The sequence below is a fragment of the Rhodospirillales bacterium genome (assembly GCA_020638175.1).
Lineage (GTDB): Bacteria > Pseudomonadota > Alphaproteobacteria > Micavibrionales > Micavibrionaceae > JACKJA01.
On the sequence record JACKJA010000002.1, the window covers coordinates 1,568,551 to 1,592,835 of the forward strand.

Here is a 24,285-nt window from a genome sequence, read left to right on the forward strand (position 1 = left end):
CACAAAAATCAAGGCCAAGGGCCAAACAAGTGCCCCGAAAGCCCTATTTTTTGTCTTTTTCCGCGCCCGTATCCGGCCGGGACATTACAACCTGGTCAATCAAACCAAATTTCTGTGCTTCTTCGGCAGACATGAAATTATCTCGGTCCATGGCTTTTTCGATCACATTCAGCTTCTGGCCGGTATGCTCGACATAAATATTGTTCAGTTTTGAACGCAAACGCAGGATTTCCTTGGCCTGGATTTCAATGTCCGAGGCCTGCCCCTGTGCCCCGCCGTGCGGCTGGTGGATCATAATCCGCGCATGCGGTAAGGCAAAACGCTTGCCCGCAGCCCCGGCCGTCAACAACAGAGAGCCCATGGACGCCGCCTGACCGATACAAACGGTCGATACTTCCGGTTTGATGTATTGCATCGTGTCATACATCGCCAGACCGGACGTCACCACCCCGCCCGGTGAGTTAATGTAAAACGAAATGTCTTTTTTCGGGTTTTCCGATTCCAGAAACAACAACTGCGCGCAAATCAGGCTGGACACGTAATCGTTAACTTCCCCGGTCAGGAAAATAATCCGCTCCTTCAAAAGCCGGGAAAAAATATCAAACGCCCGCTCCCCGCGGTTTGTTTGTTCGATAACCGTCGGGATCAGGGTGGAATTGTACAGTTCAATCGGATCGCGTTCGCTCATGGTTGGTCGCTGCCTTTTTGTATCGTGTTTAGAATCAACTGACATAAACCGTATCGCGGCGGCGCGCCGGGCGCAAGAGGGCAAAATGCGGAAAAGCTCACTCATACCCTCGTGATTGACAGCCTCCCCCTGCCCCGGCATGATAGCCGCTTTATGAGAAACACATAAGCAACAGAAAGCCTAAAGATCATGGATAACACCCCGGTCCTCTATAGCTTTATGGCCTTTCTGGCCGCCTTTTTATGCATTGGCCTTTTATCCATACGCCGGCGCCGTAAATCCTCGGAGGACTATCTGCTCGCCAGCCGGGAAGTCTCTCCGATCCTCGTCGGCCTGTCCGCCGCCGCCTCAACCGCCAGCGGTTTCGGCTTTACCGGCATGATCGGCTTTGGCTACAGCATGGGACTGGCCGCCGGCTGGTTTGTCGTCGGAATTATGCTCGGCGCGTTCGTAACCTTTCGCCTGACATCCCGCAGCTTCCGCACCTATAGCCAGCGCTACGGAATTGCCTCTTACTCTGAATATCTGTCCATGAAACTGGATACGCACCAAAGACTCGTCCAGCTGGTCATCGGCCTTATCACTCTGGCGGCTGTTATCCTCTACGCCACGGGTCAACTGGCCGCCGGCAGCAAAGCGCTTCACGTTCTGTTTGGCTGGCACTATAATGTCGGCGCGATCATGGGAGCGATTATCGTTGTCCTTTATTGCTTTGCCGGGGGGATCCGTGCGTCGATCTGGACCGATGCCGCCCAGATTATCGTGATGATCGCCGCCATGGCCCTGCTCTTGGCTGTTGCTCTCTCTGAAATAGGCGGCCCCGTTGCCCTGATCAACAAGCTGGCGACAATCCAGCCCTCACTGGCCTATATCTGGCCACGCCAAGCCATGTTTGGCCCCGTCCTGTTTATCGCCGGATGGTTTTTCGGCGGTGTGGCGGTCGCCGGCTTTCCCCATGCCATGATCCGTTTCATGACCCTGAAAAACCCCAGAGATACAGATCAGGCCATTTTCTGGTATTTCCTGTGCTATGCCGGGTTTTACGTTCTGGCCTTTCTGGTGGCCGTCTGCACCCGCGTTTTACTACCGCCGGACACCGTGTTTGATGCCGAACTGGCCCTGCCAATGCTCGCCATGAACAGCCTGCCCGCCATCTTCGTCGGCCTGATCCTGTCCGGCATTTTTGCCAGCACCATTTCCACGGCGGATTCACTGGTCTTGAGCGCCACCGCAACCATGTCCCGTGATATTTTCCCGCGCTGGAAAGATTCTTATATGTTTTTAAAACTATGCACGCTGGGAATCACGGGGCTGGCCCTTGTTCTGGCCCTGTTCGGCCCCAAAAGCGTTTTTGACATTATTTTGATTGCCGTTGCTGTGATGGGTGCCTGCTTTGCCCCGCTACTGATTATCCGCTCTCTGCGCTGGCCGTTGGGTGGGAAAACAGCCCTCGCCATGATGGCCACCGCCCTGACCGTCATTGTTGTCTGGCGCGCCTTGGGCTGGGAAAAAGGGGTGTTCGATGCCATGCCCGGCATTCTCAGCGCTTTTACCGTCTACGTCATAGGCACGGGCCTTGCCCGTATAACAGACAAGAAAAAAGCGGCCTAAAAAGCCGCTTTCCTCAAAATATTTTTTCCAGCTTATTTCTTCTTGGCCGAAGATTCTTTCTTCGCTGCCGGCTTTTTTGCGGCAGGCTTCTTCTCAGCGGTCTCTTTCTTTGCCGGTGATGATTTTTTGGAAGAAGACTTCTTCTTGCCTTTATAGGTCTCTTCCTCATCATCGGCGGTCAATTCATCAATCGTGACTTTTTTCTCGCTGATATCGGCCAGTTCAAAGATGAAATCGACAACCTTGTCTTCAAAGACCGGCGCGCGCAAAGCTTCCAGAGCCTGGCGGTTGCTGCGGAAATATTCAAAGACCTGAGCTTCCTGACCGGGGAATTTTTGCGCTTCGTTAATCACGGCGCGCTGTATTTCCTGATCGCTGACCTGAATGTTATTGGCTTGTCCGATTTCAGACAGGATCAGCCCCAAACGCACCCGGCGCCCGGCAATCGCTTCCAGCTCTTCTTCTTCATCCTTGGAAAGCTGCAATTTGCCGTCCTTGACATCTTCCTGACGCTCCATCATGACCTGCTGGCGTACATTCTCCAGCTCAAGATCAAGCATGCCTTGCGGTACATCGAAATCATGCCCGTCATCCAGCGCATCAAGAAGCGCCCGCTTCAGTCTCGTACGGCTCAGATTGTCGTACTCACCTTGAATCTGCTGTTCAACGGCATTACGCAGGGCTTTGGCGTCTTCCATGCCCAGCGATTTGGCAAACTCGTCATTGATTTCGACCGGCGCGGCTTCACGGATTTCCTTGATCTCTACATCAAAGATCGCATCCTGTCCGGCCAGTTCCTCGGCATGGTAAGCTTCCGGGAAGGAAACTTTCACTTCGACCTTCTCGCCGGCTTTTTTACCGATCAGCTGGTCTTCGAAGCCCGGAATAAATTGACCGCCGCCCAGCTCCAGATGATGATCGTGGCTGTGCATACCCGGATGCGGTTTGTTGTCCTTGGCAGTGCGGCCATGGAAATCAATCACAACAATGTCGCCCTTCTTGGAGGCGCGCTTGCCTTCGATCGGCGTACTGTTTTTACGCTGGGACGCAATCCGCTCCAGCGCCTCGTCGATTTCCTTCTTGTCAGCTTTGGCAACCGGCTTTTCCAGTTTCAGCTTCTTCACATCCATAATTTTGAATTCCGGCAGCAAATCAACAGCCATCGTATAGGTCAGGTCTTTCCCTTCATCGAAAGACTTTACTTCGATTTTCGGCTGCATGGCCGGACGCAGTTTCTTGTCCTTAATCAGCTTGGCGGTGTTTTCATTAACGGCGCTTTCCAGCACTTCGCCCATGACGGCTTTGCCATAGCGCTGCTTGGCGATGCTCAGCGGCACTTTACCCGGACGAAACCCCGGCATTTTCATGGTTTTGCAATATTCCTGCAGTTTCTCATCGACGTGCTTGTCGATTTCCTTGGCCGTGACGGTCACTTCACACTCGAAACTCAGACCTTCGTTTTTCAATTCTTTTACTTGCATCGCTTTTTTCAACCTTTGCGTTAATCAATCTCTGTTCAAATATTCCGCCACTGCCCGAAAGCACGGTGGTGCGGGTGAAGGGACTCGAACCCCCACGACATAAGTCACTGGTACCTAAAACCAGCGCGTCTACCAATTCCGCCACACCCGCGAAACAGCAAACACACGACTAACCAGAAAACGAAGAGAATTTCAAGCGAAATCCCGCAAAATAGCGGGAATTTGATCGATTATGTCCGGCGCCACCAACCCCGGCCCGAACCGGCACGCTGCTTCGCCATGCATCCATGCCGCCGCGCAGGTTGCCTGAAACGGATCTACGCCCTGCGCCATCAACCCGGCGATCATGCCGCTCAACACATCTCCGGCGCCGGCCGTCGCCAGCCACGAGCTGGCATGTTTGTTGACAACAACCGTGCCCTCAGGCCGCGCAATCACCGTCTCCGCCCCCTTCAGAAGCACAATACATCCTGCCTTTTCAGAGGCTTTCCGCGTCCGCTCCAGACGCCCGTTGTCCTCATCACCGAACAATCGCGCAAATTCCCCCTCATGCGGGGTCAAAACGCATTTATCATGCAACGCCGCAAAAAGAACCGCCGGCGCATCGGCGAACACAGTCAACGCATCCGCATCCAGAACTGTGGGCTTTTTTGTGGACAAAGCGCCCAGAACGGCAGTTTTTAATTCTTCCGGAGCATCAAGCCCCGCTCCCGGCCCAATCACAACCGCATTCCGACGCAGATCAGACAGATGCGTTTTAAAGTCAGAAAGGTCCGCCAATGGTTCAACCATTACATGCGGCGCATCACTTTTATATATAACCACCGTATCTTTATCAGCCACGACCGTGCAAAGCCCCGCCCCGATCCGCAGAGCCGCCTGCGCCGCCAATCGGGCCGCGCCGGTGAGTTTGGCGCCGCCCAGCACCACGACATGCCCGCGGTCATATTTATGCCCGCCGGATGCCGGCGGATAGGGCAAATCCGCCGTCCATAAATCAGGGATATTTTCTTGAGGAGAACTTTTCATGCTCGCAAGAGTAAATCCGAACCGGATTTTTTGCAAAGCCCTTGTCAAAAACATAAGAAAAATGGGGCGGCTGATGGGGATCGAACCCACGACAGCCCGGACCACAACCGAGTGCTCTACCACTGAGCTACAGCCGCCACCGGAACAAGGATGCTTTACCTACATCTTTTTTATGCTTATGGTCAAGTACTGTCCCACAAAAAAAGTGTTTATGAGAAGCCGGAACAATAGACACATACAGAAAACCGTGCTAGAAACCCCATCATTAACGCATAACAGATATTCATTTAACGCATATCAAGGAACCAGAAATGACCGACAAAGCTCTGAAAATAAAGAATGTCGCCGACTTCATGAAGGCGCTGGAAGAATACAATATTGAGTATGTTGACTTTAACTTTACGGATTTGCGCGGGAAACTGCAGCATACCGCCCAGCATGTCGATTCGATCGACAAAGACATGATGGAAACAGGCATCTTCATTGATGGATCTTCGATCGCCGGCTGGAAAGCCATTAACGAATCCGACATGTTGCTGGTTCCAGACGTCACAACGGCTTGTCTCGACCCGTTCGCGGCCCAGCCAACCTTCAAGGTTTTCTGTACCATCACCGAACCGACCACGGGTGAACCCTACAACCGCGACCCGCGCTCCATCGCGATTGCCGCCGAAAAGTATCTGAAAGACAGCGGCATGGGTGACACGGCCTTTTTCGGTCCGGAAGCCGAATTCTTTATTTTCGAAGACGTACGCGTCAATGTTGAAATGAACCATGTCGGTTACCGCATCGACAGTGAAGAAGGCCCGTACAACCGCGGCACCGAATATGACGGTGGCAACCTGGGTCACCGCCCGAACGTCAAAGGCGGCTACTTCCCGGAAGCCCCGGTCGACAGCCTGTCCAACATCCGCGCTGAAATGGTTACGGTCATGAAGCACATGGGCGTACCGGTTGAAAAGCACCACCATGAAGTCGCGCCGAGCCAGTGCGAGCTGGGGATCAAATACTCAACCCTGACCGACTGTGCCGACAATATGCAGCTTTACAAATACGTCGTGCATAATGTTGCTCACGCCTACGGCAAAACGGCAACCTTCCTGCCGAAACCGGTCTATGGCGATAACGGTTCCGGCATGCACTGCCACCAATCGCTGTTCAAAGGCGGCAAGCCGCTCTTCGCCGGCAGCGAATATGCGGACCTGTCAGAAAACTGCCTGTACTATATCGGCGGGGTCATCAAACACGCCCGCGCACTGAACGCTTTCACCAACCCGTCCACCAACAGCTACAAACGTCTGGTGCCGGGATACGAGGCACCGGTCCTGCTGGCATACTCACAGCGTAACCGCTCCGCATCATGCCGCATTCCTTATGCGACATCCCCGATGGCAAAACGCGTTGAAGTCCGCTTCCCGGACCCGACGGCAAACGTATATCTATGCTTTGCAGCTCTGCTGATGGCCGGTCTTGACGGGATCCAGAACAAAATCCATCCGGGTGATGCCATGGACAAAAACCTGTACGACCTGCCGGAAGACGAATTAAAGGAAATCCCGACGGTTTGCGGCTCCCTGCGTGAAGCACTGGAAGCCCTGAAAACGGACCATGACTTCCTGCTGAAAGGCGGCGTTTTCACCGAAGATATGCTGGGTTCCTATATCGAACTGAAAATGGAAGAGATCGAGGCATACGAAACCATGCCGCACCCGATCGAATTCATGATGTACTATTCTTCATAGATAAAAGCATCAAGGAACAGAAGACGAAGAGGAAGGCGGAGCGATTGCTTCCGCCTTCTTGTCTTTTTCCATACGGGGTGATGGTCCTTTTCCGATCGTTTTAAAAATAACACCCAACGCCTCGACATTTTGCGCCCACGTGTAAAAATCACTTGTACGCCCTGTTGTCAGCATGGAAATAATATAGAAATACGTACTATCGCGCAAAATCGCAATCCAGTACTCATGAGGTACAATTTTTTTCCCCATACCTTCGGCGTTATAGACTTCCACTCTATGGAAGTCTATATTCTCGCCGACTTCATAACGTTTATAGACTTCCCGCATATCCCCGATTTTTATTTTCTCTTTTTCCATTCTTTGCTTCAGAAGCAATACCTCCTCCGCCAGGGATTGAACCTTGTCGTGCGCCATAATGTGAATATCAATTTCCGTGAAGCTGCTTTTATTATTGTTCGCGGCATTGATAAGCTGCAACTCCATTTCGCTGAAAGAATAAACTTTCGGCGCCGGCAAACGCAGAGAATACGGGTAATCAAAGTGTACGACCCCCATAAAGGAATAAGTCCGTGTCAGGGCAACCTCAGGCTTTTCCGGATCAATAAAATGAAAAGATCCCACAATTTTTTCTTGCAGAGCTTTTTCATCCTTAATACGGGAAACCGGCATGTAATAAGACATCAGAACAACCTGATTCCCATTCAGCTCGCAAATAACGCGCACGGCGTAGGAAACATCATTGATAATCTGTACATACAGCCCTTCAACGCGATTTTCGGACAGCATTTCCATGCCCTCCAGAGAATAACCATTGGTCAAGACGAAATGAATAAACCAGTTCCGCGCCGAAATAATCCGGGTTAGCTCTTTCGCCCGAACTTCTATGTAACTCCGCACCCCAAAATTCGAAGGCCCGTTATATTTAGCAATAAGCCCTAAAATGCTCCGGCTTACAAAATCAGAAGATCGATCCTGCGTAAGGCTGTCGTCTGCAAATCCGCCTTTTTCTTGCGAGAGCTCGGAACGCTCCCAATCATAGGGAAGCCTTATTTTATAGGCCAGATAAGCATTCTTCTTGGGGCTCTCTTCAATCCACAGTGTATTGTCGTTGAATTCCTCATCAGATAATTCGTCAAACCGGGGAATGCCCTCAATTTTGTCGGGATCAATCGACTGCGCATAGGAAGGCACGCTGATCAGCATCACCATCATAATTAAGGCAACCCTTACAATCATCATCCGATTCATCAAAAAACCAGAAACATCCTGCACCATAGAAAGACCGTCCTCCCGTCATATTCCTGCATCAACTGCACTTTACACTTTGCAAAGCGCTGGGTTTTGGCTATTTATCAATAGCACGGAACTCTTAATATATTATTATAACCGAAGATCAGAACCGACGGGAAAATTTATGACCGACCTGTTTAATGACACGTCTGCAAGCAACGCCACCTCTTATCAAGCGCAGGATATCGAAGTCCTTGAAGGACTGGAACCGGTCCGCCGCCGCCCTGGCATGTATATCGGCGGGACGGACGAACGGGCATTGCACCATCTTGTCGGTGAAATCCTCGATAACTCCATGGACGAAGCGGTCGCCGGTTTTGCCGACCGGATTGAAATCGAACTGCACGCCGACAATTCCATTACGGTCCGCGACAACGGCCGCGGCATTCCCGTCGACGAACACCCGAAATACCCGGGAAAATCGGCACTGGAAGTCATCCTGACCACACTACACTCCGGCGGCAAGTTTGCCGGTAAAGTCTACCAGACATCGGGGGGTCTGCACGGCGTCGGGATTTCGGTCGTTAACGCGCTATCCGCCGCCATGTGGGTGGAAGTCGCCCGCGACAAACAACTCTACCGCCAGAGCTATAGCCGCGGTCACACGACATCCGCCCTGGAAAATCTAGGCAGCGTCAGCAACCGCCGGGGTACAACCGTTCACTTCGCGCCCGACCCGGAGATTTTCGGCAGCACGGCGAAATTCAAACCCTCATGGCTGTACCAGATGGCCCGCTCCAAGGCATATCTGTTTCGGGGTGTGGAAATCCGCTGGAAATGCGCCCCGGAACTGCTGAAAGCCGACAGCAAAGTACAGGAAGAAGATATATTCAAGTTTCCCAATGGCTTGCTTGATTTTCTGAATACGTCGCTTAACGATCAGGAAACCCTGACGCCCACCGCGTTTCACGGTACCGCCGAATTGCCGGAAGGCGCAGGAAAAGTCGAGTTTGCCATTGCCTGGCCCCTATACGGCGAAGGCTTCATACATTCCTATTGCAACACGGTCCCGACACCGCAAGGCGGTACCCATGAAACCGGCCTGCGCAGCTCTCTGGCCCGGGGACTCCGCAATTACGGTGAAATGGCCGGCAACAAAAAAGCCGGGATCATTACCGCCGACGATGTCATGGCCGGGGCGGCTATTCTGATATCCGTATTCATCCGCGAGCCACAATTCCAAGGACAAACCAAGGAAAAACTGGCCAACGCGGAAGTTACGCGTCTGGTTGACGTCGCAATTAAGGATCATTTTGATCATTGGCTCTCCAGTGACCCGCAAGGCAGCAATAAACTGTTGGAGGCCATCGTCGACCGGGCCGAGGAACGCCAGCGCCGCCGCGATGACAAGGCCATGGCCCGTAAAACGGCTACGCGTAAGCTGCGCCTGCCCGGCAAGCTTTCGGATTGTTCACGTCAGGCCGCGGAAGGCACAGAAGTCTTTATCGTCGAGGGGGACAGCGCGGGCGGCTCCGCCAAGCAAGGACGCAACCGGGAAACGCAGGCTATCCTGCCCCTGCGCGGTAAAATCCTGAACGTTGTCAGCGCCACCAAGGACAAGATCCGCGCCAATCAGGAAATTCAGGATATCACGCTGGCTCTGGGCTGCGGCACCGGAAAAGACTGCGATATCAGTCAACTGCGCTACGAAAAAATCATCATCATGACCGATGCCGATGTCGATGGCGCCCACATTGCCGCGCTGTTAATTACCTTTTTCTACACGCAAATGCGCCCGCTCATTGAAGAAGGACACCTGTTTCTGGCCCAGCCGCCCCTTTACCGTCTTTCCAGCGGCAACGTAAGCGCCTATGCCATGGATGATGCCGAAAAAGATGAAATGATGGAAACAACCTTCAAAGGCAAGAAAAAGGTTGATGTCAGCCGCTTTAAAGGGCTGGGCGAAATGCCCGCCAAACAGTTGAAAGAAACAACCATGAACCCGGCGACCCGGACACTGATTCGCGTAACGCTGCCCGATGCCATGGCCGCCTTGGGACTGACGGCCGACATCGCCCTCACAGAAGAAGACGGATCGACGGAAACCATCCCGGACCGCCATGATGTTGACGATCTGGTTGACCGCTTGATGGGAAGAAACGCCGAAGCACGCTTCCGCTTCATTCAGGATAACGCTGAATTTGTCGAGGATCTGGATATCTGATCCATGCCAAACGCTCTTGTTATAAAAATCGGCCTGATCTCCGTTTTATTAATCATCGCCGCCTTGGCAATGCCCGCCGCCATCAGCGGATTATGGGCGGGACGAATAGAAAACGCCTTGGCCGAAAACGGCTTTGCCACAACCAGCATCGGAAAATCATCTGTACGAAAAGGCCGAATTGTCATACAGGACATAGCCCTTGATCCGGACCGGTTCAGCACGATGGACAACTTGTCCGTTGTCACGCCGCTTTTAAAAGGCATATTTACGCCCTCAACATCAACCGTAACCATTGATGGTCTGGCCCTGAGCGGCGAATGGACCCCGCCTCTCATGCCGGATATTTCCGGCTGGGACGGACGCCTGCCCCCCCTGCCCTCGTTTGACAAAACCGTGCTAAACAGCGGACAGGCTGATATCCTGACAACGGCGGGCGCCCTGCGCCTGAACGCCAAGGGCCAGTTAACCCGAACCCCGGAAAAAAGCACGTTTGAAGCAGCGCTGTGGGGCAAGCAGCATCAGCTCAACCTCGACAGCCTGTGGAAGGGAACCATCGCCCCGGACGGTAGTTTTCAGGTTGAAACGGAAATACGGGAGGCGCGCCTGAACACAGACCGGCTCCAGGCCACCCGTGTAAACGGCTGGGGAAGCTTGAGCCGACAAGCAAAAACCATCCCCGTCATTAGCGGCCAACTGGATGCCGGACAAATTGATTTCTCCGGCACGATCTTTTCCAAAGTCACCCTGACCGTCGACGGTCCGATTGACGGATACCACCTGATCGCAAGCGGACAGGCCGCCGGTTTCCAGAATTTATCCTTTTATGCCGATGTAAAAAAAGAGAACTCGGATTTCCAGATCGACATAACGGTGCTGGCCGATGATGTCGAGGGCCTCTTGGCCTTTTTACTCAAAATACGAAATAGCATGGAAGGAATAACCAGCCCCTTTGGTGCCTTCTCGCGCCTGATGATTACCCCCGGCAATCTGGCACGCCTGAAAGCCACAATGAAAGATTGGGAATACGACCACACAGAATTACAGATCAAAGGACCGCTCAGCGATCTGACATCTAAAATCGTAGCCACAAACACACAAAACAACGCTACAGAGCAATACGTCATCAGCCTGAACCCGGCTGAATAGTGAGCTAGACCAGACCAAAGTAGTATTTCGCAATCACCATATAAGCCACCCACAATATCAGGATCAGCGGAATACCGGCCTTCATAAAATCCCGGAACCGGTAATGCCCCGGCCCCATCACCAGCAAATTGGTCTGATAACCAATCGGAGAGGCAAAAGAACAATTCGCCGCAAAAATAACCGTCATCGCAAAAACAACCGGATCAACGCCGATATTAATGGCCAGATTAATGGCAATCGGCGTAAACAAAATAGCGCAGGCATTGTTGCTCAGAACATTGGTGGCTATGGCCACGACAATAAACAGCAACCCGGCAATCGCCATTGGTGAATCGGCGATCGGCAACTTCAAAAGCAACTCGGCAATAAACTGGGCACCTTCGGTAACCTGCAAGGCCGTCCCCAACGCCAGCATCGACCCGACCAGCAAAAATATTTTCCGGTCGATCGCTCGTGTCGCCTGCCGTACATTCAGGCAGCCCGTGGCAATCATCACCACCGCCCCGGTTATCGCCGCCACGGGAATCGACATAATCCCCAGTGCCGCCATAACAATAGTGCTCAGCATAATACCGCCCGCTAGCGGCGCTTTGGCAGGCACCGGCAATTCCTTTTTCGACCCCGATAAAACAATCAGATCCTGTGAACTGCGCATGGAATCAACCGCGCCGCGGCTACCGGCCACCAACAGCACATCCCCGGCCTCCAGCCGGATACGCCCCAGCCGTCGCCGCACCACCCTGGCCCGGCGCTGAATCCCTAAAACGATAGCGCCGAACTGGCGGTGAAATCCAACCTGCTCCAAACTCATATCAATCATACGAGAGTTCGGCTTAATCATAATCTCGGCCAATATACGGGTTTCCGCGACTTTTTCTTCAAGCTCCGGACTGCCGCCAACCTCTTCTTCCCCCTCATCCTCGGTTTTACGGGTAACCAGCGCCCGCTCTTCTTCCTCCGACAACAAAAAGCCGGGGAACTGGGATAATAAATTCCCCAGAGCATTTCTCGTCGCCGCAACGATCAGAATATCGCCCTGCTCGATCACATAGCCCTCGAACGGCGGTAATATCAAATGCCCGGAACGCTGGATCAACCTGATATTCATATCCGGCAAACCGGGAAACCGCCCCTCGACACACTCCATCCCGATCAGCTTGCTGTCAGACACAATATCCAGCTCGGCAATAAATTCTTTTTCATCCCCGGCGAGCTGACTGGCCAGCGACTGGCGATCAGGCAACAATTTAGGCAATATCACCAGAAGATAAATAAACCCGACAGCCGCCATCATCATTCCCGGCACGGTAAAAGCGAAAAAAGACAGCGGTTCATAGCCCAGTTCAACCATGGTGCTGGACACCAGAAGGTTCGTCGACGACCCGACCAGCGTAGTCATCCCCCCCAAAATAGCGGCAAAGCTAAGGGGCATCATAATACGGCTATCGGAAAGCTGGGCTGAATGAGCCAGCGCCTGCATAATCGGAATAGCGATAATGACCAATGGCGTATTATTCATAAAGGCACTGACAACCAGAACAAAAATCAGTATGCCGAAGATCGAGGCCCATGCCATTTTTTGATTGGATGTGACAAACATTTGCGTCACAGGCCGCAAGGCATCGGTCTGGATAATCCCCTGACCGATCACCAGCAGGGCCAAAACCGCCACCAATGACGGATTGGCAAAACCGGACAACAAAGACAGGGCATCCATCTGGTTGCGACCATTTGCGTCATAGACAGGAAAAAACTGTCCAAAAACCAGCAACGCGGTTAACAAGGCGACGCTTGTGACTTCCAGCGGAAATTTTTCGCGGGCAAACGATATAATGGCCAATCCCGTGAGGATCAGAACAAACCACATATGCATCGCCGGTGTTTCAAATACAAACGTCACAAAAACCGCCTTTTAAAAATCCGGTTACAAAACTCTCTACTCAGGCACATTACCGGCTCCCCACCCCCCTGAACCAGAGGTCTGGAATTCCCCCAAATTCTTCAGCCCCAGCCGGAACATAATGTCTGTTCCGCTGTCTCCCGAAGAATCCGTTGTCAAACTGCGTTCCGCCGCCAGAGACATGGACATGCAGCACCCGATATAGTCTATAGCCAACATCGCCTTACGCAACCCTTGATCTTCCCCCAGATCATAAAGCGCTCCATTGCGCAACTGCCAGCGCTCCGTCAGTTTGAATGTTGAACTCCCTTGTATTTGCTCCCGGCTCTCACTGATATCCGTCCCTTCCAGAGCTTTGGCAAAAAGATAGCGGGAATAAACGGACAACCGGTCCCATTTCGCATAACCGTCAAATTCATGACGCTGCGACGTCAACTGGGCGCTATCAACCTGAAAACGGTAATTTATACCGTACCGTTTGTTATACACCCCCGTCAGCTGTCCAACCAAATCGGATCCCTGACGCGTTAAACCAGAGCCTTCCGTGAAGGGATTGTTGCTGTCATCAAACCGGTAACTCTGTCCGCCAAATGCCTCGATATAACTGCCCTTGTGACCATACAAACCGGGACGTAAACCGTATGTAAGGCGCGATTGGTCTTCAATTTTATCCATTCCCGGAAAACGGCTCGGATTAAACAGGTTGGCCGTATCCAGCTGCACATCCTTGCTGTCCTCATTGGGAATATCATCATTTTGAGCGTCAATATTCGGAGCGAGAGTCAGCGCCGCCACAGGTTCAATAACAGCCTGCATACGCTCAAACGAGCGAACCAGCGGATAAGAGGTCACCAGATGCGCCTGCGCAAAGCCGCGAGTCTGTTCAGCATCGCGGCTACGCCCCGATCCGGGAGTCGCTATATCCCGGTCCTGCGCATAATAAGCATCGCCTCGAACAACCCCCGTCAGCGTATTCACAAACCCCATCCGGGAAACATGCCGTTTTTGCCAGCCCGCCTGTGCAACAACACGCGTCATATCCTGTCCGTTACCGTTCCTTTGCAGCCCCAGAGCCGAAACGTCAGCCTGCCAGCGCCCCCCCAGCGTCGCATTCGGCTCACCTACAAAACTCATCTCGAACTCAGGCAACACGTTGGGCTGGTCTGTCTGTTCTTCACGCACCCGCACATCCTGAAAAGCCATTACACGCCCGACCCCGTAATGGCGGCCCGAAAAGCGCTCGACATAGACCTGATTCTCAAGAACGTCTTTGTGACTGAAATCATACTGACGTAAATACTGGTCATCCGAAGTCAGCTCCAGCTCGGTGCCGGCCCGCCATTTATTGTCAATATCCCAGCGGCCATCGGCAAAAACATGACCGCGCCACTCTTCCCTTTTCTTGACATCTTCTCCCCCGACACTATCCGTACGCGCCGAATAGGTAGTACTGCCGCTCAACGTCAGGGCTGCCTGTTCAAAGCGATGACGATATTCACCGAGCGCCACCGGAGCTTCCTGTGTCATCACCATAACGCCAACGGTTGCATCACGATTGGGAGCAATATCCCAGTAGTAATTATTGGTCACGACCGTCCCTAACTGGCTGTCGAAAGCCAGCCCCGGCGTCAAAAACCCGCTTTTCCGCTTTTCCCGCCCGTCCGGGTGCGCCAGATAGGGGGAATAAAGAAGTGGCACACCAAAAATCTCGAACCGGGCATGCTTGTATATAATCCGGTGGTTTTCCTTGTCATATATCACTTCCCGCGCTCGAATTTGCCATGCTGGATTACCTTTTTTGTCCGTATCACATTCACAAGGGGTATAAGCCGCATCATACATCACGATCCGCTGACCACCATCGCTTTGCTCCCCCTCTTGCGCCGTGAATTGTCCGCCTTCCGACAGGTAGGATTGCAGCCCGAAAACCAGCCCGGTTTTCATCTCGCCGGTCAAAGCAACCTCATCCGCAAAATGAATATCGCCACTTGGCTCGTTCAACACCACATTTCCGCGTGCAAGCACCGTATCACTGGCCATATTGTACTGCACCTCGTCGGCCTTCAATATACGGCCAGCTTGCTGCAACACGACATGTCCCTTGGCCGTCAGGATTTGTTTTTCCTTATCGTGAACCAGATTGTCCGCCGCCAGATCCACCGGCGCGGCATCGGATTGCACCGGTTCTTCCACGAGCTTTTGTGAAGCACTCTCCGGTACGGCGGCAACGGGAGGCACAGCCCCCATACGCTCGCTCCGCGCCGTTAAAAAAGGACGGGATACCGTAGAAACCGGGGAAGACGGTTCAACGCTTTGAACGACAACGGTTTCCTGATTTTCAGCGCTGCGATAACCCGTCAGCATCTGCGCCTGCACGGCGCTTCCCTCCCCCAGGAAAAAGGTGGCAAACAGGCACAAACGGAGGAAAAATTTCAGTTTCGGGCAAAAGGCCATAAACGATCTCTGATCCCGCCATTTTCCACGGGTTTAATTAAAGCGATATCCAAGGGAGGATTCTGCGGGGACATGCCTCGTAAGTCAAGGAAGCGGCGCTATGAAACCGGATTTATAAACGGAAAAATAGAGAAAATTATTTCAGGAATGCAGGAATATCGTCACCAAAACCAACAATATTGCTGTCTTCTGACTCCGCATGACGATGGGAAGGAGCACGGTCCCGCCGGTCATTCTGGTTACGGCTGTCTGTCCGGCCCCGGTTTTCGCCCCGGTTACCACCTTGCTCCCGGCGCGTTTTCACGGGCTTTTCCCGGCTCTGCTTTTCATCGGCTTTACGCGGTGCCGGCGAACCTTTCGTTACATCGGTAACCGGGATTTTCTTGCTGATCAGTTTTTCAATAGCGTCGAGAAACTTCTGATCGGCATCCGTAACCAGCATCCACGCCCGGCCCGTCTGCCCGGCCCGGCCGGTCCGGCCAATCCGGTGAACATAATCATCGGCGGACATCGGCACATCGTAATTAAACACGTGCGAAACGGCAGAAACGTCCAGTCCCCGCGCGGCAACATCCGAACAAACCAGCAAAACAACCTTGCCGTCCTTGAATTCCTGCAGCGTTTTGGTTCGAACCGGCTGCGCCATATCACCATGCATCGGCGCGGCGGCATAACCTTGCTTTTTCAGCCACGCGGCCAGCATATCCACATCGCGTTTACGGTTACAAAACACAAAAGCGTTCTTGATATCTTCGCGGCCAATCAGCTCATCCAAAGCTTCTTTTTTATTGCGAGGAGAAACCTTTAGAAGGAATTGCTCAACCGTTTCCGCAGGAGAGGCCGGCGGCGCCACCGAAATCGTTTTCGGGTTGCTCAGGAATTTGTCAGCCAGCTTTTTAATCTCGGGCGGCATAGTCGCGGAAAATAGCAATGTCTGACGCAAGGGCGGCACCAGCGACACAATTTTTTCAATATCCGGGATAAAACCCATATCCAGCATCCGGTCGGCTTCATCAATCACAAGGATTTTAATATCCCCCAGAAGCAACGCCCCACGCTCGAACAAATCCAGCAACCGCCCCGGCGTCGCAATTAATACGTCAACACCGCGATCCAGAAGTTTCATCTGGTCGCCCATCGACTCGCCGCCAACCAGCAACGCCTTGCTTAACTTGTGGTATTTGCCATACGTGTCAAAATTATCGGCCACCTGCGCCGCCAGTTCCCGCGTCGGGGCCAGCACCAGAGAGCGCGGCATGCGGGCCTTGGCCCGGCCGCCATAAAGGATCTCGATCATCGGCAACGTAAACGCCGCCGTTTTCCCAGTGCCTGTTTGCGCCAATCCGACAAGATCGCGCATCATCAAAATAGGAGGAATAGCCTTTTCCTGAATCGGTGTCGGTTTGGTATAACCGCACTCTTCAATGGCTTTCATTATGTCGGGGCCCAGCCCCAGCTCTTCAAAACTCATGCCTGACTTCATATAGTTAAAGCCGCCGCAGGGCAAGAACTGTTTGCGGTTTAGCCGTTTATTCCTGTCGGTAATTCCGGAAACGGAGCTTTGGTTAACATCTATGGAAAAATTGGCGTCCGTACGGGATTCGAACTCAGACAACAAGCTATTGGTTTAATTTAAAAATAAAATAGCAAAAAATACAAAAGCCCCCAATAAAGCCCCCTATTTAATGTCTTCTTTTCTGAACACAGTAAGTTCTTGTATTTTGCTTTTTGCTAAATCTACACGTTCTTTGAAAGTGTAATGCTTGAAGTCGCCGAAATAGACATAGGGCTTAAATAAATCTGGCAACTCTTTTATCGTTTCCCATACAAACATCAGCTTTTTATGCTTTTCATCAATTTTGTCATGAGAAATATCTGAGTAGGTAACAAAGAACGCATAAGCCTTGCTCAACTCATCAAATTTTCTATGAATTTCTGGCCCGAATAAAGAACGGGCTTTGTGATATCCTATACCACGAAAAGACTCATTCGCGGCAATAAGAGCGTTAATAATTGCCTGATTACGGTCTCCATCATCGCCATGCTTAGGAAGGCCTCCATATTCAGTAACGCGGCTACAAAACTCCAAAACTTTCTCGTAAACTTGCCAGCGCTTTTCGAGTAAATCCAAGCGGAAGCGTTCTCTTGCATGCATATAGGCAAGAAAACTAAAAACAACTGCAACAATACCGAGCACTAAATCCATGTGATTATATTATTACAGTTTTTTGGTCTTGGTATATGGATTTTTGTATTTTCCTGTCAGTCAGTACAGTTACATCAAGTAAGATAACTGGTCTGCTGATCTTCCGGGTAGGCACTACCCTGTCTCTTCTCACAAAGGTTTTAAATGACGTTAAACGAACAATCAGCCCTAATGATTTAGAAAAGCGCAGACTTTTTGTCTAGCTTTTGAGTATTTTAAGCGCGTGTTTCTTTTAAATTGGGGCTCTTGTTCTATTTTGTCTGCCACGCCATTTTATCCCTTTCTGTTCGTCACCTAGGACTTAATAATCAAGTTTAGATTAAGTCCTCCCCCCCTTCCGTCCCCCAAGGGGGAGACACACACTTCTATTACCCTTGCTTTTCTTGCAAATAAAAAGCACTATCAGATCAGGTTTGCATTTATGCAGACTTGAGGCTTCGAAACCTCTTCATCAAAAGCGGCTGGCATCAGCCGTTAGTGATGCGCTTCTCAAGAAACGTATCACAGGATGCCGCTCTTCGGTCTTATGGCCGGGAGCGGCGGCTATGTCCAAGGCTTCGGCTTAAAAGCCGTCGGCCATTTTTCTTTTGATGGATGGTTTCGAACTCCCGGCTACCAGAGGATTTTCCTCTTGGTAGCGCGTTCGATAACTGGAAATATAAAGGAGCGGCATGGAATTTGTAATTGTTTTATTTTCCATTGGCGTTGCACTTTGGCTCTACGTATTCCTTCCTGCGGATATGGCAAAGGCTCGAAACCGATCAACTGTTATATGGGTACTTATTTCAATTTGTTTCACACCATTTACAGCAGTTTTTGGTTTGCTAGTGCTTGGGCAAGGGAAACCAGAACTTGGGCAGCATTAGTCATCTTTTAAACGTCTTGCTAATTTTTGCTTTTGTTCATCCGTCATCGTGCGCCTATGAAATGGATTTTTGCCCATACGGAAAGGCCATAGATGGCAATTTTTAGCCGCACATAACCGAACTTCGGACGGTTTTTCTAAACAGCATTCTAAACAATACTTTCGTATGGCTTTTACTGGTGTTTTTTCGATACAATTTTCAGTGTGTGTGTTTGTGTCTAAAATCTTTTTCATTGAAATTTTTTCCATTGCTAATGCAAAAAGTTCGGAAAGAACGGCATTTAAGAAGCGATCGATTTTTGATTGATGCGGTCTTGCATCCATGTATCAATTTCGCTTTCAAGCCATGCGACAGAGCGGGCGCTTAAATTGATGTTTTTGGGGAATGTGCCTTCGCTTATGCTGAGATAAATGGCACTACGGCTTAAACCCGTGCGCGCCATAACGTCTGTTAATCTGAGAAAGCGTTCTTTTTTTGATGGTTCTGACATTTGTATCCTTTCTATGTTTGTTCAAGTGGATACAAATATTTTTAATGGAATTTAGGTTGCTTCCATAAAGGTGATGGAAGGAAAATCTCTTTCAAAAAAGATGGATTTTTTTCTACGTCGGGAAATAATTATCCCAGGGAGCGTCACGGCGTTCTTTGTGGGTGTCTTTGATGGCTGTTTCTATTTGGCTCTGTGTGACGTTTGGATCTAGCTGTTTGATAATGAATAAGAGCAGCTCAGAGTCGCTGATGTCTCTTTTGGATATATATTCGCCTTCGTGGTAGCGGCTTTGTTCAAGTTTGCGTCCGAGGATCGGTTCTAACTTAGCGGACAAAATCATGATCCAATGATAAAGTGCTTCGCTTTTATTCGGAGTGTTTTCGGATTCAAAGTTTTCAAGCGTTTGTTCAATTCCGTCTGCCATTGCAGCCAATAAAACGAAGGAGCGAGCAGGAGAGGTAATTGTACCGGCATGAGTTGAGCGTATAATTTGATCTAACAAGCTATGCAGTGTTGGGTGTTTTTTATCAATAACATCGTACAAGTTATTTATTACGGCTTCACTGTAATATTCTGATGTATAGACTTCGGAAAGCGAGTCTGCGGCTTTGTTTATGTGCTTGAGGGTTTTTTCAAGCTTATCTTTTATTTCATGGGCTGGAAGCTCTCTTACATGATTGCTGTAATTTCTGACATATGCTTGTGTGGCAAGCATGATAGTGCGTTTTAGGACAGCTTTTTCTGACTGGGCTGTAAGTCCGATTTTTTGAAAAAACTCTTCAAAAAATTCAGAGGTGTAAGAATTCTCGTTACCAATATCTTTTATGCTGTTTGCCGCTGCTTTGGCCATTCTATTACTCTCGATGTTTGAACGCCATCAATATAATTTGCCCATTCTTGCATCATCTTTGCACGTTCTGGCAAAAACTTCGCACGGTCGTAAGCTCTGGCTACATCTCCGCGCTTGGCGTGGGCGAGTTGAGCATCCGGCACTTCATGTCGATAGCCTAATTTTTCCATTATTGTACTCATAGCTAATGCACGGAAACCGTGGCCTGTCATTTTTCCTCTATATCCCATACGATCTAATGCCATAAGGATTGTGTTGTTGCTCATGGTGTTGCTTCGGTTGGTTCGGCTTGGAAACACATAGATGGGATGATTATGCAATTCGCGCAACTCTTCTAAAATCTCGATTGCTTGGCGTGAAAGCGGGACGATATGTTCCTTACCCATCTTCATACGTTCGCCGGGAACGAGCCATTGTTTTTGCTCTAAATCAAATTCACTCCATTTAGCTCCGATCATTTCTCCCGTTCTTACAAATGTGAGCATCATAAAATTAACAGCCAGATAAGTTTGACGATTAAGTTTGGCTTTATGATCGCGAAGGTCGGAAATAAATTGTGGTAATTCTTTGGCCTCAATAGCTGCAAAGTGGCTTTTGGGTTTTGCTTTGACCATGCCTTTTAAATCTTCTGCAATGTTTGTTTCGGCTCGACCTGTAACAATCGCATAGCGATATATATGCCTACACATTTGAATGATCCGTTTAGCCAATTCATTGGCTCCGCGCTGCTTAACGCTATTGGCGAGGTCTAGAATCATTTTGTGGGTGATAATCTTGATTGGATATTTACCGATCTCTGGAAAGACATCACGCTCTAAGCGATCGATAACGGTTTTTGTGTTTACTTCTGACCACTCCGATTTTTTGTGTTCATGCCATTCACGGGCTATGGCCTCAAAGGTATTAGCTTGCTCTTGGATTTTTTCCTGCTTGATTTCTTGTTTTACAGCGGAGGGGTCATGCCCATTTGCTAGCAATTTTTTAGCTTCTTCTCTGTGGTCTCTTGCCGCAGCCAAGCTGATTGTTGGATATTCGCCTATGCAGAGCTTCTTTTCTTTACCAAGGTAACGGTACTTCATACGCCATAGTTTGCTATTTGGGGGCTTCACTTCGAGGTAAAGGCCCCCACCATCGAACAATTTATAGGCTTTGTCCTTGGGTTTTGCGGCTTCACAGGCTTTAGCGGTGAGTTTCATTTGGGGGCCTCCTGAATTCGGGTTATTTTAAAAGCCCCCTAAAAGGCCCCCATTTTTCTTAGAAATTATGGGATGCCCTTGGATGGTTTTGGAGGAATTATCGCTCAAAAGCCTTTATTTGTCTAGGTTTTATGGATTTCTTGGGATTGTATTGTGTGGATATTTGGCGTCCCGTACGGGATTCGAACCCGTGTTGCCGCCGTGAAAGGGCGGTGTCCTAGGCCTCTAGACGAACGGGACGTATTGTCAAAGAATGTAAGACCGGGCAGTTGTAAGGGAAATGCCGGGGCAAAAGCAAGCAAAAACGCAAAGGGAAATAAAAAATAACGTTCAGGAGAGCAAAAGCCGAAGCTTATAAAACCTGTTCCCGCGCCGGCGCTGCATCCTGCACATGCATTTCAACCTTTTCCGTGCCGCCCCAGTTATCCAGCTTAAATGTTCCGACCAGATGAAGCGGCTGCCGGTTGCTGTTCAACAAAGCCTGCCCCATCGGCGTATCGGCCGCGCGAAAAGCCATGGCCTTCATCCAGGAACCGCCCTCCCAGTCGCTAATCATCGCCCGCACATGACCGGCACCGACAATATCGGCCTTTTGCACACAGACCTGCGGCAAAACAAATAAAGGCTCGGGATGGGCCTGCCCGAACGGCCCGACATGATCGCCAAGCAACCTGACAAAATCGGGCTGCGCACCGCGCACGCTTAGAACGCCGTCAACGACCGTCTCGCTAATCACCGGCTGCCCGGCCAGCTGCCCCCCGATATGATCGAAGACAAAATCCCGGAAGGCTTCAAGTTGATCCGGTAAAACCGTAAACCCGGCCGCCATGGCATGCCCGCCGCCCTTGGTTAAAAGCCCGCGGTTACGCGCTTCGATAAAGGCCGCGCCCATATTCACGCCCGGCACAGAGCGCCCGGAACCGCGCCCTTCCATGCCGCCGGTTTCTCCCGGCGCATAAGTAATCACCACGCACGGCTTGCCGTATTTTTCCTTCAGCCGCCCGGCCACCAGCCCGGACAACCCCGGATGCCAGTTCTCATCCCCCACCAGAATCAAGGGCTGTTCATCCAGACGCTCACGCGCAATCATGCCCTCTGCCTCGGCCAGCATTTGCTGCTCGATTTCCTTGCGGTGCGCGTTACAATCATTAAGGGTAAAAGCTATATTCCGGGCTTCCTCCGTATCATCCGTAGATAACAGCCGCGCCCCCAGATCAGCCTCATGCACGCGTGAACCGGCATTGATCCGTGGCCCTAAAACGAACCCGGCCGTATACGGCGTTGGCGCGTCATTGACCCCGGACACCGACAAAAGCGCCAGAATACCGGGATTCTCCGTCCGGGCCATTTGTGCAAAACCGTGCCGCACCAATAACCGGTTAACCCCGACCAGCGGCACCATGTCGCATACCGTCCCCAGCGCAACAATATCCAGCCAGTCCTTCAAAGGTGGTTCAGCCTGCCCGGTTTTCCGATAATAGCCCAGCTCCCGCAACTTGTTGTTAATCGCCACGCACGCCATAAACACCACGCCGCACGCCGCCAGCATATCAAGGCCCGACGTGTCGTCCCGGCGCTTGGGATCAATCACATGGGATGCCTCCGGCAGCGTATCCTCCGCTTCATGGTGATCGAACACGATGATCTCCAGCCCCATTTCCCGCCCGGCGGCCACCGTATCAAAAGACGTGATACCGCAATCGCAGACCAGAACAATCTCCGCGCCCTGCTCTTTCAAAGCCTGAAAAGCCTTAACGCTGGGGCCATAGCCTTCGGCCAGCCGGTCCGGGATATAAAACGGGGTCATGACGCCCAGATGACGCATAAAACGGATCAAAAGCGCCGCCGATGTCGCACCATCAACATCAAAATCAGCGAAAACACCAATCTTCCGGCCCGCGGCAATCGCCTCCGCCACATCCGTAGCCATCGCCGTCATTCCGGCCATACAAAACGGATCGGGCAAATCACTGCGTAATGTTGGATTGAGAAAAGACGGCACGCTTTCCGCCGCTACGCCGCGCTGAACCAAAAGCCGCGCCACGATTTCCGGCAAATCATACTGACGCGCAATTTTTTCCACAAGCGCCGTCTCGGCCGGGGGCAACACCCACCGGGCATTACCCAGAGAATTATCCACACCGAAAAGGGCGGATCCAGCCATTATGAACGCCCCGCTTTACGGGTAAAATTATGACAGACTTCCAGCCGCCGCACAGTCCCGGATTTGGAACGCATGACAATCGAATGCGTCACCGCGCCGCCGGGAAAACGCCGCACCCCTTTCAACGTCGTACCATCCGTCACCCCCGTCGCCGCAAACATCACGTTGTCGGGTTTGGCCAGAGCATTCGTATCATAGATCTTATCGCGGTCCGCCTCGGATATCCCCCAGCGCGCCGCCCTGTCACGTTCCTCGTCATTACGGAACACCAGCCGCCCCAGCATCGCGCCGCCCGTACATTGCAGCGCCGCCGCCGCCAGCACCCCTTCAGGCGCACCGCCTGTGCCAACATACAGATCAATCCCGGTCTCCGGGTCGGCCGTCGCCATCACGGCACTGACATCCCCGTCCTGAATCAGGGTAATCCGCGCGCCTGCCGCCCGGACATTGCTAATCAGCCCCTCATGCCGGGGGCGATCCAGAATACAGATCATCAGATTCTCAATCGTTGTATCCTTGGCCTGCGCCAGTTTTTGCAATACATCTTCGATCGGCGCATCCAGATCGAGAATATCCGCCGGCACATCCGGCCCCACAGCAATTTTCTGCATATAGGTATCCGGGGCGTTCAAAAAGCCCCCCTTGTCGGTCATCGCCATCACCGCCATCGCATTCTGGCCGCCATTGGCGGTAATCGTCGTCCCCTCCAGCGGATCGAGAGCAATGTCGATCTCCGGGCCGCCCGCACCGACCTTCTCGCCAATATAGAGCATCGGCGCCTCGTCGCGTTCGCCTTCACCGATCACAACCGTGCCGCTGATATGCAGGCTGTTGAGCGAATCGCGCATCGCGTCCACCGCCGCCTTGTCCGCAGCCTTTTCATCCCCGCGGCCAATTAACCGCGAAGCCGACAACGCCGCCGCTTCCGTGACACGCACAGCCTCCAGCGCCACATTCCGGTCCATGGAAAACGTTTCATCATCGGGAGTGATATGCTTGTAGCTGGCA

General features: G+C 51.6%; 19 protein-coding genes and 3 tRNA genes. 5 read left to right on the forward strand and 17 right to left on the reverse strand.

Translation table 11 applies throughout. The annotated features are described in order from the left end of the window. Positions 1–43: 43 nt before the first annotated feature. Positions 44–688 carry an ATP-dependent Clp endopeptidase proteolytic subunit ClpP gene (gene clpP, locus H6868_07780; protein MCB9989213.1) on the reverse strand — a complete coding sequence of 215 codons (645 nt, stop codon included), beginning with the start codon at positions 686–688 and terminating at the stop codon, positions 44–46. A 189-nt stretch (positions 689–877) separates the two neighbouring features. Here clpP and H6868_07785 point away from each other — a divergent pair, with 189 nt between their 5' ends. Then, positions 878–2,299 carry a sodium/proline symporter gene (locus H6868_07785; GenBank protein ID MCB9989214.1) on the forward strand — a complete coding sequence of 474 codons (1,422 nt, stop codon included), beginning with the start codon at positions 878–880 and terminating at the stop codon, positions 2,297–2,299. A 32-nt stretch (positions 2,300–2,331) separates the two neighbouring features. Here the strand turns inward: H6868_07785 and H6868_07790 are convergent, their stop codons facing one another. The 4 genes from H6868_07790 to H6868_07805 all read right to left on the reverse strand — a co-directional run bounded on the left by H6868_07790 (position 2,332) and on the right by H6868_07805 (position 4,946). Further along, entirely contained in the window at positions 2,332–3,780 is a 1,449-nt protein-coding gene (locus tag H6868_07790; GenBank protein MCB9989215.1) for a trigger factor, read from the reverse strand. 66 nt (positions 3,781–3,846) lie between these two features. Next, a tRNA-Leu gene (locus H6868_07795) sits at positions 3,847–3,931 on the reverse strand. A 41-nt stretch (positions 3,932–3,972) separates the two neighbouring features. Continuing rightward, positions 3,973–4,809: an NAD(P)H-hydrate dehydratase gene (locus tag H6868_07800; GenBank protein ID MCB9989216.1), complete on the reverse strand. Its 837-nt coding sequence runs from the start codon at positions 4,807–4,809 to the stop codon at positions 3,973–3,975. Between the two features lie 62 nt (positions 4,810–4,871). Continuing rightward, positions 4,872–4,946, reverse strand: a tRNA-His gene (locus H6868_07805). Between the two features lie 174 nt (positions 4,947–5,120). Between H6868_07805 and glnA the strand changes: the two genes are divergently transcribed. Then, the gene (glnA, locus tag H6868_07810; GenBank protein MCB9989217.1) at positions 5,121–6,551 is read left to right on the forward strand and encodes a type I glutamate--ammonia ligase; all 1,431 of its coding nucleotides are present in this window, start codon (positions 5,121–5,123) and stop codon (positions 6,549–6,551) included. Between the two features lie 9 nt (positions 6,552–6,560). Here the strand turns inward: glnA and H6868_07815 are convergent, their stop codons facing one another. After that, positions 6,561–7,763 carry a hypothetical protein gene (locus tag H6868_07815; GenBank protein ID MCB9989218.1) on the reverse strand — a complete coding sequence of 401 codons (1,203 nt, stop codon included), beginning with the start codon at positions 7,761–7,763 and terminating at the stop codon, positions 6,561–6,563. Between the two features lie 202 nt (positions 7,764–7,965). Here H6868_07815 and parE point away from each other — a divergent pair, with 202 nt between their 5' ends. Continuing rightward, complete coding sequence (parE, locus tag H6868_07820) at positions 7,966–10,005, forward strand: DNA topoisomerase IV subunit B (protein ID MCB9989219.1); 2,040 nt, start codon at positions 7,966–7,968, stop codon at positions 10,003–10,005. Positions 10,006–10,008: 3 nt separating this feature from the next. After that, entirely contained in the window at positions 10,009–11,151 is a 1,143-nt protein-coding gene (locus H6868_07825; GenBank protein MCB9989220.1) for a hypothetical protein, read from the forward strand. Positions 11,152–11,155: 4 nt separating this feature from the next. Here H6868_07825 and H6868_07830 read toward each other — a convergent pair whose 3' ends face one another. From H6868_07830 to H6868_07845, 4 genes are all read right to left on the reverse strand, one after another. Further along, entirely contained in the window at positions 11,156–13,024 is a 1,869-nt protein-coding gene (locus H6868_07830) for an SLC13 family permease (protein ID MCB9989221.1), read from the reverse strand. Positions 13,025–13,087: 63 nt separating this feature from the next. Next, the gene (locus H6868_07835; protein ID MCB9989222.1) at positions 13,088–15,211 is read right to left on the reverse strand and encodes an LPS-assembly protein LptD; all 2,124 of its coding nucleotides are present in this window, start codon (positions 15,209–15,211) and stop codon (positions 13,088–13,090) included. Positions 15,212–15,641: 430 nt separating this feature from the next. Continuing rightward, positions 15,642–16,976 carry a DEAD/DEAH box helicase gene (locus tag H6868_07840; GenBank protein MCB9989223.1) on the reverse strand — a complete coding sequence of 445 codons (1,335 nt, stop codon included), beginning with the start codon at positions 16,974–16,976 and terminating at the stop codon, positions 15,642–15,644. Between the two features lie 207 nt (positions 16,977–17,183). Further along, positions 17,184–17,711 (reverse strand): hypothetical protein, encoded by a 528-nt coding sequence (locus H6868_07845; protein MCB9989224.1) that lies wholly within the window; start codon positions 17,709–17,711, stop codon positions 17,184–17,186. Positions 17,712–18,382: 671 nt separating this feature from the next. On the opposite strand from H6868_07845, the gene H6868_07850 reads away from it, so the two are divergent. Then, on the forward strand, positions 18,383–18,577 hold the full coding sequence (locus H6868_07850; protein ID MCB9989225.1) for a hypothetical protein: 195 nt from the start codon (positions 18,383–18,385) through the stop codon (positions 18,575–18,577). On the opposite strand, the gene H6868_07855 is transcribed toward H6868_07850, so the two are convergent. The 7 genes from H6868_07855 to glpX all read right to left on the reverse strand — a co-directional run bounded on the left by H6868_07855 (position 18,574) and on the right by glpX (position 24,242). Continuing rightward, on the reverse strand, positions 18,574–18,900 hold the full coding sequence (locus tag H6868_07855) for a hypothetical protein (protein ID MCB9989226.1): 327 nt from the start codon (positions 18,898–18,900) through the stop codon (positions 18,574–18,576). The two genes, H6868_07850 and H6868_07855, sit on opposite strands and share 4 nt — an antisense overlap. Continuing rightward, a complete protein-coding gene (locus H6868_07860; GenBank protein MCB9989227.1) occupies positions 18,858–19,067 on the reverse strand; it encodes an AlpA family phage regulatory protein in 210 nt (69 codons plus the stop codon). The genes H6868_07855 and H6868_07860 overlap by 43 nt, the downstream gene beginning before the upstream one ends. A 112-nt stretch (positions 19,068–19,179) precedes the next feature. Further along, positions 19,180–19,917 (reverse strand): hypothetical protein, encoded by a 738-nt coding sequence (locus H6868_07865; GenBank protein ID MCB9989228.1) that lies wholly within the window; start codon positions 19,915–19,917, stop codon positions 19,180–19,182. Then, the gene (locus tag H6868_07870; GenBank protein MCB9989229.1) at positions 19,890–21,113 is read right to left on the reverse strand and encodes an integrase arm-type DNA-binding domain-containing protein; all 1,224 of its coding nucleotides are present in this window, start codon (positions 21,111–21,113) and stop codon (positions 19,890–19,892) included. Before H6868_07870 ends, H6868_07865 begins: the two co-directional genes overlap by 28 nt. Before the next feature lie 164 nt (positions 21,114–21,277). Then, positions 21,278–21,353, reverse strand: a tRNA-Glu gene (locus tag H6868_07875). A gap of 112 nt (positions 21,354–21,465) precedes the next feature. Further along, positions 21,466–23,277, reverse strand: a complete 1,812-nt coding sequence (gene recJ / locus H6868_07880; GenBank protein ID MCB9989230.1) for a single-stranded-DNA-specific exonuclease RecJ — start codon at positions 23,275–23,277, stop codon at positions 21,466–21,468. Continuing rightward, positions 23,277–24,242, reverse strand: a complete 966-nt coding sequence (gene glpX, locus H6868_07885; protein MCB9989231.1) for a class II fructose-bisphosphatase — start codon at positions 24,240–24,242, stop codon at positions 23,277–23,279. The genes recJ and glpX overlap by 1 nt, the downstream gene beginning before the upstream one ends. Positions 24,243–24,285 lie beyond the last annotated feature (43 nt).

What these genes read in the sequence shown, in the direction of transcription:
- clpP (MCB9989213.1), bottom strand. Translation starts at nt 688, where the DNA reads ATGAGCGAACGCGATCCGATTGAACTGTACAATTCCACCCTGATCCCG.
- H6868_07785 (MCB9989214.1), top strand. Translation starts at nt 878, where the DNA reads ATGGATAACACCCCGGTCCTCTATAGCTTTATGGCCTTTCTGGCCGCC.
- H6868_07790 (MCB9989215.1), bottom strand. Translation starts at nt 3,780, where the DNA reads ATGCAAGTAAAAGAATTGAAAAACGAAGGTCTGAGTTTCGAGTGTGAA.
- H6868_07800 (MCB9989216.1), bottom strand. Translation starts at nt 4,809, where the DNA reads ATGAAAAGTTCTCCTCAAGAAAATATCCCTGATTTATGGACGGCGGAT.
- glnA (MCB9989217.1), top strand. Translation starts at nt 5,121, where the DNA reads ATGACCGACAAAGCTCTGAAAATAAAGAATGTCGCCGACTTCATGAAG.
- H6868_07815 (MCB9989218.1), bottom strand. Translation starts at nt 7,763, where the DNA reads ATGATGGTGATGCTGATCAGCGTGCCTTCCTATGCGCAGTCGATTGAT.
- parE (MCB9989219.1), top strand. Translation starts at nt 7,966, where the DNA reads ATGACCGACCTGTTTAATGACACGTCTGCAAGCAACGCCACCTCTTAT.
- H6868_07825 (MCB9989220.1), top strand. Translation starts at nt 10,009, where the DNA reads ATGCCAAACGCTCTTGTTATAAAAATCGGCCTGATCTCCGTTTTATTA.
- H6868_07830 (MCB9989221.1), bottom strand. Translation starts at nt 13,024, where the DNA reads ATGCATATGTGGTTTGTTCTGATCCTCACGGGATTGGCCATTATATCG.
- H6868_07840 (MCB9989223.1), bottom strand. Translation starts at nt 16,976, where the DNA reads ATGAGTTTTGAAGAGCTGGGGCTGGGCCCCGACATAATGAAAGCCATT.
- H6868_07845 (MCB9989224.1), bottom strand. Translation starts at nt 17,711, where the DNA reads ATGGATTTAGTGCTCGGTATTGTTGCAGTTGTTTTTAGTTTTCTTGCC.
- H6868_07850 (MCB9989225.1), top strand. Translation starts at nt 18,383, where the DNA reads ATGGAATTTGTAATTGTTTTATTTTCCATTGGCGTTGCACTTTGGCTC.
- H6868_07855 (MCB9989226.1), bottom strand. Translation starts at nt 18,900, where the DNA reads ATGGATGCAAGACCGCATCAATCAAAAATCGATCGCTTCTTAAATGCC.
- H6868_07860 (MCB9989227.1), bottom strand. Translation starts at nt 19,067, where the DNA reads ATGTCAGAACCATCAAAAAAAGAACGCTTTCTCAGATTAACAGACGTT.
- H6868_07865 (MCB9989228.1), bottom strand. Translation starts at nt 19,917, where the DNA reads ATGGCCAAAGCAGCGGCAAACAGCATAAAAGATATTGGTAACGAGAAT.
- H6868_07870 (MCB9989229.1), bottom strand. Translation starts at nt 21,113, where the DNA reads ATGAAACTCACCGCTAAAGCCTGTGAAGCCGCAAAACCCAAGGACAAA.
- recJ (MCB9989230.1), bottom strand. Translation starts at nt 23,277, where the DNA reads ATGGCTGGATCCGCCCTTTTCGGTGTGGATAATTCTCTGGGTAATGCC.
- glpX (MCB9989231.1), bottom strand. Translation starts at nt 24,242, where the DNA reads ATGGACCGGAATGTGGCGCTGGAGGCTGTGCGTGTCACGGAAGCGGCG.